This window comes from Nocardioides sp., from assembly GCF_036374615.1.
Classification (GTDB): Bacteria; Actinomycetota; Actinomycetes; order Propionibacteriales; family Nocardioidaceae; genus Nocardioides.
Genome location: NZ_DASUTK010000132.1, coordinates 1 through 9,367, shown reverse-complemented (window position 1 = coordinate 9,367; position 9,367 = coordinate 1). Strand labels below are relative to the sequence as shown.

General features: G+C 70.9%; 10 protein-coding genes. 6 read left to right on the top strand and 4 right to left on the bottom strand.

The window, feature by feature from the left end; all coding sequences use genetic code 11:
- Positions 1-197 (top strand): biotin/lipoyl-containing protein (locus tag VFZ39_RS10690; protein ID WP_330865735.1); only part of this gene is annotated, 197 nt, incomplete at its 5' end.
- Between the two features lie 192 nt (positions 198-389).
- Here the strand turns inward: VFZ39_RS10690 and VFZ39_RS10685 are convergent.
- Positions 390-1,055: an AIM24 family protein gene (locus VFZ39_RS10685; RefSeq protein ID WP_330865734.1), complete on the bottom strand. Its 666-nt coding sequence runs from the start codon at positions 1,053-1,055 to the stop codon at positions 390-392.
- A gap of 90 nt (positions 1,056-1,145) precedes the next feature.
- On the opposite strand from VFZ39_RS10685, the gene VFZ39_RS10680 reads away from it, so the two are divergent.
- Positions 1,146-3,245, top strand: coding sequence for a BTAD domain-containing putative transcriptional regulator (locus tag VFZ39_RS10680; protein WP_330865733.1), 2,100 nt, complete (start codon positions 1,146-1,148; stop codon positions 3,243-3,245).
- A 200-nt stretch (positions 3,246-3,445) separates the two neighbouring features.
- Here the strand turns inward: VFZ39_RS10680 and VFZ39_RS10675 are convergent, their stop codons facing one another.
- Positions 3,446-4,711 carry a hypothetical protein gene (locus VFZ39_RS10675; protein ID WP_330865732.1) on the bottom strand — a complete coding sequence of 422 codons (1,266 nt, stop codon included), beginning with the start codon at positions 4,709-4,711 and terminating at the stop codon, positions 3,446-3,448.
- A 415-nt stretch (positions 4,712-5,126) separates the two neighbouring features.
- Between VFZ39_RS10675 and VFZ39_RS10670 the strand changes: the two genes are divergently transcribed.
- From VFZ39_RS10670 to VFZ39_RS10660, 3 genes are all read left to right on the top strand, one after another.
- Positions 5,127-5,906 (top strand): class I SAM-dependent methyltransferase, encoded by a 780-nt coding sequence (locus tag VFZ39_RS10670; RefSeq protein ID WP_330865731.1) that lies wholly within the window; start codon positions 5,127-5,129, stop codon positions 5,904-5,906.
- Between the two features lie 185 nt (positions 5,907-6,091).
- The gene (locus VFZ39_RS10665) at positions 6,092-6,310 is read left to right on the top strand and encodes a hypothetical protein (protein ID WP_330865730.1); all 219 of its coding nucleotides are present in this window, start codon (positions 6,092-6,094) and stop codon (positions 6,308-6,310) included.
- A gap of 304 nt (positions 6,311-6,614) precedes the next feature.
- Positions 6,615-7,253 carry a hypothetical protein gene (locus tag VFZ39_RS10660; protein WP_330865729.1) on the top strand — a complete coding sequence of 213 codons (639 nt, stop codon included), beginning with the start codon at positions 6,615-6,617 and terminating at the stop codon, positions 7,251-7,253.
- 47 nt (positions 7,254-7,300) lie between these two features.
- Here VFZ39_RS10660 and VFZ39_RS10655 read toward each other — a convergent pair whose 3' ends face one another.
- Complete coding sequence (locus VFZ39_RS10655) at positions 7,301-8,230, bottom strand: AraC family transcriptional regulator (protein ID WP_330865728.1); 930 nt, start codon at positions 8,228-8,230, stop codon at positions 7,301-7,303.
- A gap of 128 nt (positions 8,231-8,358) precedes the next feature.
- Between VFZ39_RS10655 and VFZ39_RS10650 the strand changes: the two genes are divergently transcribed.
- A complete protein-coding gene (locus tag VFZ39_RS10650) occupies positions 8,359-9,081 on the top strand; it encodes an NAD(P)-binding oxidoreductase (protein ID WP_330865727.1) in 723 nt (240 codons plus the stop codon).
- 37 nt (positions 9,082-9,118) lie between these two features.
- Here the strand turns inward: VFZ39_RS10650 and VFZ39_RS10645 are convergent.
- Positions 9,119-9,367: HNH endonuclease signature motif containing protein (locus VFZ39_RS10645; protein ID WP_330865726.1), on the bottom strand; the 249-nt coding region annotated here is incomplete at its 5' end.

Sequence of the window (9,367 nt, the reverse complement as noted above, 5' to 3'; positions counted from 1 at the left end):
CCGCGCCGTTCCAGGGGGTCGTGACCATCGCCGTCGAGAAGGGCGACCAGGTCTCCGCCGGCGACACCGTCGCCACCATCGAGGCGATGAAGATGGAAGCCGCCATCACCGCCCCCAAGGCAGGCAAGGTCGCGCGGCTCGCCATCACCGGCACCCAACAGGTCGACGGAGGTGACCTGATCCTGGTGATCGCTTGATCACTGGTTGCCGAGGCCCGCCATCTCGCGGCGGCTCGAGTGCGCAGACCTGACGCGCTGGGTTGGTCCAGATCATCTGCGGTAGTCCCCGACGCTGTGGCTGCCCTTTGCGGCTGCAGGACGACCAATGCGTCGGGGAGTACGACACTTACGTCGACCCCGCACCGCACAGCCGTGAGCCAGCCAGTCAGCTCAGTGGCTGTGAGGGGCCACGATCCGGCCCTCGCTGGCCTGGACGACGACAAAGCCCTGGCCGTTGAAGACGAGCTGGAACGCCTCACCCGAACCGCGTCCGATCAACGCGCTCGCGCCCGCCGTACGCCGCACGGTGGTGGTCAGCGACGTCGACCAGGCGATCGCAGCCTGGATGTCGGCGTACGTGGGGGCGTCGACGTCGAGAACCACGGGCGTGCCGTGCGAGGTGATCGCAACCGTCCCGGTGCCGGTGAAAGTCGTGTTGAAGATGCCGCCGGCCATCATCGACGCACCTTCGACCTTCTTGATGTCCCAGGTGAGCGCGGGGTCGAAGGCGAGCACGTTGCTGCCATTGACGGTGAGAGCGTCGTTCTCGAGGTTCACCAGGTGGATCTCCATGGCGTCGTCGGCGAAGAAGACGTCACCTCGACCGGACACATTCATCAGCGGCACGCCTTCGCCGGTGAACGCCTTCTTGAAGAGCTTTCCCATGCCGCCGGCACCCTGGTAGGCGAAATCGACCTGGCCTTGGTAGGCGACCATGGCTCCCTGCCGCGCCATCACCTCCCCGTCGAGCGCGACTCGCAGCATGCGGGGGTTCTGCAACGTGAAGCGGTCGGTCGTGGCCGACTCGATGTTCGTGCCGAACAGCTCGCTGCGCATGAGTCTCCTTCGATTGCTGTGTCCTTGGTGGGGCTACGCGAATCCTGGGGTTCTGCCCGCTGCCGCGCGTACTGGGGGCACACTACGGGTGTGTCTGCGCAGCCGACGCCCGCCGATGCCGAGGCCGCCGCGCGTACGGTTCTCGCCCTCGCGCAGCGCCACAGCAGCGAGCTGCTCGGCGGCACCGCGGCAGCGGCGCTCGAGCAGGCGGCTGGCCTGCTCGCAGTTTTGGAGCTCGCGGGCCGGCGGGTTCCTGCGGCCGCCGCCTGGCGGTTCGGGGTGGCGCACCACCAGCGCGGCGAGTTCAGCCAGGCGGTTGCATGGTTCGCCGCCGCGGCCACCACCGACGCGGACCCGGTCGACCGTGCCCGATTGCTCGCGGCTCACGCGTCGGCACGGTGGGCACAGGGCGACGCCCAGCGCAGTCGGCAGTTGGCCGACGACGCGCTCGTGGCCGCCCGCGACGCTGGGGACGACGCGGCACTCGCAGCCGCCTGGGTCTCGCAGGCCCTGGTCTGCGCGCTCGAGGGTGACCGTGCCGCCAACCAGCACGCCTACCAACGGGCGCTCGCCCACGCGACCGCCGCCGACGACGTGATCACCCTGGTCCGTGTGCACAACAACCTGGGGTCGATGCACAACGAGGAGGGGCGGTACGACGCAGCGCTGCGCCATCTCGACCAGTCGATCACCATCGCCGAGCGGGGCGGCGCCGGGCTGGTCGGGCCGCTGGCGAACATCAACCGCGCCGAGGCGCTGCTCGGGCTGGGGCGGCTCGACGAGGCGCTGACCGAGGTGGAGCCGGCGCGGGAGGTGTTCCGGGCGGCGGGGTCGCCGATGCTCGCCTTCGCGCTGTCGATCGAGGGCGACGCACAACGGATCCGTGGCAATGCCGCCCGCGCCCAGGCGGCCTACCGCGAGGCGGTGGAGCGGGCGGAGAGCACCGGGAACGCGCAGGTGCTGGTCTCGGCGCTCGCCGGGCTGGCCCGCGCCACGGTCGCCGACGACCCGGCCGCTGCGACCGCCTTCGCCAAGCGGGCCGTCGACGAGCCCGCCGCCCTCGGCGACGTACGCGCCATCCAGGCCGCCGGCTGGGTGGCGCTGGCCCAGCACGAGCTCGAGTCAGCTGAGTCGTGGGCGCAGCGCGCGGCCGCGGAGGCGGGGCGGCGCCACGACCTGCCCGAGCTCGCCGACGCGCTGGAGCTCCGAGCGCTGGCCCGGTGGACCGCCACCGGACGTCCCGACGAGGCGATGCCGCTGCTCGCCGAGGCCGCCGAGATCTGGCTCGAGACCGGCAGCGCGATCCGGTCCGCGGTGTCCCGCGTGCTGACCGCGCGGCTGACCGGCGACCGCGGCGCCGAGGAGCTGGGGCGGCAAGCGCTGCACGCGCTCGGCGTCCGCGCCGACGCCTACGTGATCGCCGGCCCGCTGCGCGAGATCGGCATGGCCACGGCCCCGGCGGTTGCCGTGCGCACGCTCGGCAGCTTCGCGGTCGTCGTCGAGGGCGTGACAGTGCGGACCTCGGACTGGCCGTCGAGGAAGAGCCGCGAGCTCGTGCAGGTGCTGGCGGCCCGCCGGGGGCGGGCCATGAGCCGCACCGCACTCGCAGAGCTGCTGTGGCCCGGCGTCCGCGACACGTCTGGCCGGCTGTCGGTCGCGCTGTCGACGGCACGGGCGGTGCTCGATCCCGGACGCCGGCACGACCCCGACACCTACCTCGCGTCCGACCGTAGCCAGGCGCGGCTGGATCCGGACACGGTCAGCATCGATGTGGTCGAGTTCGACCGGCTGGGTCGGGCCGCGCTGGACGCCGCGCGTTCGGGAGCGGCGGACGCCGTACCCCTCCTGCAGGCCGCGGCCTCGCTCCATCCCGCGCCCTTCCTCGACGACGAGACGCACGGCGACTGGGCGGAGGAGGTCCGCGACGACCTGCTGCGGCTGTCGGTCGAGGTCAAGCGCACCCTCGCGGCGCGGCTGGCCGCAGGTCCCGATCCGGGGCGAGCGGTCCCCTGGTTGATGGCGGTGCTGGCCGACGACCCGTACGACGAGCCGGCGCACGTCGACCTGGTCCGGCTGCTCGCGCGCACCCGCCGGCACGGCGAGGCCCGGCGGGCCTACCGGGCCTACGCGGCCCGGATGGCCGACATCGCGGTGCAGCCGCGGCCGGAGGCTGAGCTCCTCGACCGCTAGACGACCTGTCACGGGTGCCGGGCGGACACGCCCGTTCGGGCGTCCGCGGTTGGTCCCCCGTCCTCCCGCGGACGCCCGTCACTCGCGGCCTGGCCGGCGATCGTCCCCCTGCCGATCGCGGTGCCCGAGCTGCGCAAGCCACCTTGGGGCAGCGCCCTTCGAGAAACCTTCGAGCGCCCAGCGTCGCGTGCGGCGGTGGGTCAGGGGGTAGCCGCCTCGAGTGGTAGCGCCACCGGCATCGGACCCACCTCGACGGTGCTGGTCCGGCGCGGTCGCTCGATCCGAGCGGTGACCGGGCCCGGGCTCAGGCTCCTCTCGGTCCGCGGGTCCCAGGTCAGGACGTGGCGCCACAACCACAGCGTCGTGGACCCGTCCCGCTTCTGCGTCACGCAGGACCTCACGTCGCTGGGCGCGTCCACCCGCAGCTGTCGCGGTGTCGTCGTGTAGGGCCCGCCCGGGTCGCGGAGTGCCCGCAGCATCGCGGTCAACGGCTTCACGACCGGCTTGGGGGTCCACGTCGTGTCGGGGTCGCCCGCGACGGACTGCACCTCCCACAGCCCGTAGTTGGACTCGGTGACCCGGTTGGTCGGGTCGGGGTCATCGAGGAACTCGTACCGCATGACCTGCCAACCATGGTTGGCGAAGTCGAGCACGGCCTGGCAGTCGTACGACGCGGCCGCGTCCTTGCTGATCGGCCTCGCGCCACCGACCCGCGACCCCCTGGTCCCGCCGAGGCTGTTGGTGTAGCCCCACTCGGAGAACTTGATCGGATAGCCGTCACCGAAGGCGTCGTACACCATCTGCACCCGCTCGGCGCGCTTGGCGTCGGGGACGGAGGCGGCCGGGTAGTTGTGGACGGAGCACACGTCCATGTAGTCGGCGATCCCGGCGTCGGCGAGCTGCTTCCAGTGGGCCCCGCCCGATGCCGCCAGCCGGACGTCGTGCATGGAGGGTCCCAGGATCGTGACGTGGTCCAGCTCGGGGTGCGATCGCACGGCGTCGTGGATCCAGCGCTGCCGGTCCAGGCACGGGCCGACCCAGCCGCTTCCCTCGTTGGGCTCGTTGACTCCCTCGACGGAGCCGATCACCTCCGGGTTGTTGGCCGCCATGTGGGCGATCTTCTGCTCGATCTCAGACCTGCCGGTGGCCATCGTGGCGACGATGGCGTTCCACTTCACGCCGTACTGTCGGGCCCCGGCGATCGCCGCGCTGAAGCTGCGCAGTTTCGGTGGATACATCGATCGCATCTGGGCGATGGCCATCTGCCCGTAGCGCTCCATGACCTCGGCCTGGTGCTGGTAGACGGTGGTCTGGAAGTTGACGTGCTGACACACGCCGTACCCCTCGTGGACAACCTGCGACGGCAACGGCGTCACCCACGGCAGACCGGGCTCTCGAGCGACCGCCGGCACCAGCGCGGCGGCACTCGCGGCAACCGGAGCAGCGACCACGGCGCGTCGGCTCATCGTCCGTGCGCGGGAGATCCCTCCCGGTCCGTTCCCCCGCCTCTTGTGCTTGCCAGCGACCTCTCCCATAGGAGCCTCTCCCTCATCTCGCGGTTGAGAGCTCCCCCGTGACCGGTCGAGTGTCCCCGCCCCGAGCCCGCACCTCAGGGATGGCGGACAGAACCTCGAAGTTCCGTTCGCCTACGTCGGAAGCGACGTCCACCAGCCGTGAGCTCGGAGCCCTCAACGGCTCCGCCCCCTCCATCTCTCGCGGCACGGGGTGACCAGACGCTCATCGGCAGTCAACACGTCCTCCCACGGCCCGTGCAACCCGACCGGCCGCACGCGGACTCGACTTCCGCCGGTTTGCGACGGCCCGCCAGACCTCCCCTGGTTCCCGGCCCGCTGCGCGCCGCCCGGGGCCTAGCATGATCAGGTGCACGACGCGCGAGCCGCCGAGATTGCGCTCAACCGGGCGTTGTGGACGGTGATGAACGAACGTTTCACCGATGCTGCCGCCGAGGCGATGTGGTCCCGACCGGACGTCGTGTGGGGCATGTTCGCGGTCGCGGAGCGAGACCTCGACGTCCTCGGACAGGTGCGTGGTCTCGACGTGGTGGAGCTGGCATGCGGCACCGCCTACGTCTCGGCGTGGCTGACCCGTGCCGGCGCGAACACGGTGGCCGTCGACTTCTCCATCGAACAGCTCGGCACCGCCCGGAGGCTCCAACGTCGCCTCGGACCAGTGTTTCCGCTGATCCAAGGAGACGGCGAGCGGGTTCCGGTGGCGAGCGATCGCTTCGACCTCGTCGTGAGTGAGCACGGCGTCGCCGCGTGGTGCGATCCCGAGCGGTGGCTGCCGGAGGCAGCACGGCTCCTGCGGCCGGGTGGCCGGTTGGTATTTCTCACCAACAGCCTCCTGTCCGCACTGTGCGTCCCCACCGAGGAGGGAGTCGCCGAGGAACGCCTCGTGCGTGCCCAGCGAGCGGCCTACCGAGTGCGCTGGCCGGGAGGCGGGATCGAATTCCATCCCTCGCACGGGGACTGGGTGCGGCTCCTGCGCGCCGCGGGATTCGCGGTCGAGGCTCTCCATGAGGTCTACGCTCCGCCGGAGAGCGAGAACCATCCGTTCTACGAGATCGTGTCGAGCACGTGGGCAGCCAGGTGGCCGGCCGAGGAGCTCTGGGTGGCCAGGCGCGTCGTTGACGGGGACTGACCGGTCCCGCGGACGCGCGGGCAGTTCTGCCGGCAGGCACGTGTCGCACTTTGCGAGGCTTCGATGGCGCGACTCACCCTCAGTGGGTGATGCCCAGGACCGAGGAGGAGCGCACCGTGGTCGGTGATGCCACTGTCCACCCAGCAGCGTGACCTCGGCACCGCGCTCGCACGAGAGGCGCGAACATGAGCCGCAGCGCCGGGCACCGCCCGAGCGGCGCTCGTCAGCTCACTCGCGTGATCAGCGACGGCACCGGACGCTCGGACGGCGAGGTCGTGGTCCTCGCCACCGCGGCCGCGACCATTGCCGTCTCCGTGGCCGCCTGGCGAGTCATCGCCTGGGCGGTCGACGCCGTGACGGACGTGGACCTCTGGCCGGATCTGCCGGGACGGGGCCACGGGTAACACGGAACCGGAGATGCGGCGGTACTCCTTGAACCGCCCGTTGGAGCCGTTCTGCCTGGGCAGGTACTCGAGCCCGGTCACGTCGTAGACACCGTGGAGGTCGAGCGTGAGGGTGTGAGGGAAGTCGGCCACCGCTCCGTCGTAATGCGTGTGCCCAGATCGTCGAGGGGTCGCCGTCGATCGCGTTCCTCGCGGCGCCCGTCCTCGGGGACCGTCTCCTCCCACGGATCGATGATCGAATCCGTCATCGAGCCATGCGGCCCGCATCCCGGCCGAAGGGGGCTGCGAGCCCTACATTGCTCGTATGGCTGACATCGTGCTGGGCCTCCTCGCCATCCTCGCCGGCGGAATCATGCTCTTCGCCGGCCAGTTCGTGCTGCGGCTCGTGCTTCCTATCTGGGGCTTCTTCGCCGGATTCGCGTTCGGCGCCGGACTGGTCGCCGGGCTCGCCGATGAGCGCTTCCTCGGCACCGTGCTCGGCTGGGTCCTGGGCCTGGTCTTCGCCGTGCTGTTCGCGATCTTCGCGTACCTCTACTTCGCCGTCGCGGTGATTCTCGCCATGACGGCGTTCGGCTTCGCCATCGGCTCCGGCCTCGTGGTCGCCCTCGGGATCGACTGGAGCTGGCTGGCCATCCTGGTCGGCGTCGCCGTCGCCGCGATCATCGGCCTGGCGTCGGTCGTCGGAAACATGCCGATGATCGTGCTCGTTGTCTTCAGCTCCATCGCCGGAGCGATCGGTGTGGTCGCCGGCCTGATGCTGCTGACGGGCTCGCTCGACTCCGCCGACTTCACCCGGAGCGCGTTCACCGGCAAGGTCGAGGACAGCTGGGGCTGGTACCTGGCGCTGGTGTTGCTGGCCGTCCTCGGAGTCGTCGCCCAGGCCATGCAGCGGGCCATCATGCGCCGTACCGTGCAGGAAGTCTGGTACGCCGAGCAAAGCTGACCTGGCTGTCGCCGTCGGCTGCACGCTCGTTGCTCGCGCCGTCCTTATCAGTGTTGGAACATGCTGTCCCGGCGGGCGAAGGTGCCGGGCGTCTCTCCGTGGGCGCGGCGGAACGCGCGATTGAACGCCGCCTCGGACCGGTAGCCGACCCGCTCGGCCACCCTGGCGAGGGGAAGGCGCTCCTCGCGTACCAGCCGGGCTGCCACGTCCATCCGCCACGTCGTCACGTAGGCCATCGGTGGCTCCCCGATCAGGTCGGAGAACCGCGCCGCGAAAGCCGACCGCGACATGCCGGCCTTCCGCGCCAGGGACTCGAGGCTCCACGGGGCGCCCGGCTCGCTGTGGAAAGCGGCGAGGGCCCGGCCGAGCTGTGGGTCCCGCAGGCCGGTCACCCAACCCCGGTCGGGAGTTCTGGACTCCAGCCAGTCGCGGACTGCGTGGACGACGAGGATGTCGGCGAGACGTGCGGTGACGACGTCGCTGCCGGGTCTGGGGCTGCGCGACTCGGCGCCGATGACGTCGAAGGCAGCGCGCACCCACGCGGCCTCGTCCCCTCGACCGGCGGGCAGCACGGGCGGCAGACCCCGGATCAGCCTGGCCACGCCGAGCCCGGTGAAGCTGACGGCTCCGCACACCAGCCCTGTGACCGGGCCCGGCCCAGGTACTCGGATCCGTTCGTGGCGCTCGCTGAGCTCCTCGCGAGGCAGGTCGAACAGCGGGGTCGTGGCGCTGCCAGGGCTGTCGAGGATCGCGTGCCCGGTGCCGTGCGGGACGAGCACGACGTCGCCAGCGACCATCGGTGTGGTCTCCCCCTCGACCTCGAGGACGAGCTCACCGCGGGTGACGAGGTGGAACACGAGCGTTCCGGGCATCGCCGGCATCTCGATCCCCCACGGAGCAGCGAGCTCGGAGACGGCGTAGAAGACCCCGGTCATCCCGAAGTCGTGCAGCGTCTCGGTGAGCACGTCGTGGTCCATATCGCCAGTGTGCAGGGCGGTGGACGATCGAGCAAGAGCCATGGTCTTTGTGGCATTGAACGTCCACGTCCTGAGCCGCACGCTGGGACCAGCCCGGAGCCGTTCCGGGCCTGGACGCAGGAGGAGAGATGAAGGTTCTGGTGGTAGGAGCAAGCAGGGGAACGGGCGCCGCGGTCGTTGCCGAGCTGGCACGGCGCGGGCACCTGGTGACCGCCTTCGCCCGCAGCGCGGGGCGTGACGGCCAGGGCCATGAGGAGGTTCGTTACGTCGCCGGTGACGTGCTGGACCCGGACGAGCTCCGCAAGGCGATGGTCGGCCAGGACGCCGTCGCGGTGACCCTCGGCATCCCGGACAACCCGTTCCGCGTCCGGCTGACCCGCCGCGCTTCGTCGCCGCTGGACATCCGTTCCCGCGGCACTCGTGCCGTCATCGACGCGATGATCGAGCACGGCGTCCCGCGACTGGTCGTGCAGTCGACCTACGGCATCGGGGAGACCTACGCACAGCTGCCGATCAGCCTGAAGCTGTTCTTCACGCTCGCGATCCGGCCGCAGGTCAAGGACCAGGAGCGCCAGGAGCAGCTGGTTCGCGAGAGCAGTCTGGCTTGGACGATCGTCCGGCCGGTGCTGCTGAACGACGAGCCGACGACGTCCCCGGCGCACGTCGGCATGGACGACCGCGTTCCGACGATGAGTGTCTCGCGGCGGCAGGTGGCCGAGGTGACGGCTGACGAACTCGAGAGCGGAGAGCGCGCAGGTCGCGTGCTCAGTGTCTCGGCACCGGCCATGCGCTCGCGCTCGACAAGTGCGACGAGGTCAAGCCGGCGCCCGCACGGGGACCAGCGGGCCTAGGGTTCGCTGGTCCACGTATGAGCGCACCCGGTACGCGCTACTCGCGTCGGTGGCGGTGGCGGATCCAGTCCGGGGGCGGGCAGCCCGGCTTGGGTGGTGGCAGGAACTCGGGTTTGCCGTCGGCTGCGAGCCTGACCCGCCAGGGGGTGTGGTGGATGGTGCGGTGATGGTGCCCGCACACCAGCACCAGGTTCTCCAGCGCTGTGGGGCCGCCGTTGATCCAGTGGCGGATGTGGTGGGCGTGGCCCATCACCGGTGGCCGGATGCAGCCGGGGAAGGCGCAGTG

What these genes read in the sequence shown, in the direction of transcription:
- VFZ39_RS10655 (WP_330865728.1), bottom strand. Translation starts at nt 8,230, where the DNA reads ATGGACCACGACGTGCTCACCGAGACGCTGCACGACTTCGGGATGACC.
- VFZ39_RS10660 (WP_330865729.1), top strand. Translation starts at nt 6,615, where the DNA reads ATGGCTGACATCGTGCTGGGCCTCCTCGCCATCCTCGCCGGCGGAATC.
- VFZ39_RS10665 (WP_330865730.1), top strand. Translation starts at nt 6,092, where the DNA reads ATGAGCCGCAGCGCCGGGCACCGCCCGAGCGGCGCTCGTCAGCTCACT.
- VFZ39_RS10685 (WP_330865734.1), bottom strand. Translation starts at nt 1,055, where the DNA reads ATGCGCAGCGAGCTGTTCGGCACGAACATCGAGTCGGCCACGACCGAC.
- VFZ39_RS10675 (WP_330865732.1), bottom strand. Translation starts at nt 4,711, where the DNA reads ATGAGCCGACGCGCCGTGGTCGCTGCTCCGGTTGCCGCGAGTGCCGCC.
- VFZ39_RS10650 (WP_330865727.1), top strand. Translation starts at nt 8,359, where the DNA reads ATGAAGGTTCTGGTGGTAGGAGCAAGCAGGGGAACGGGCGCCGCGGTC.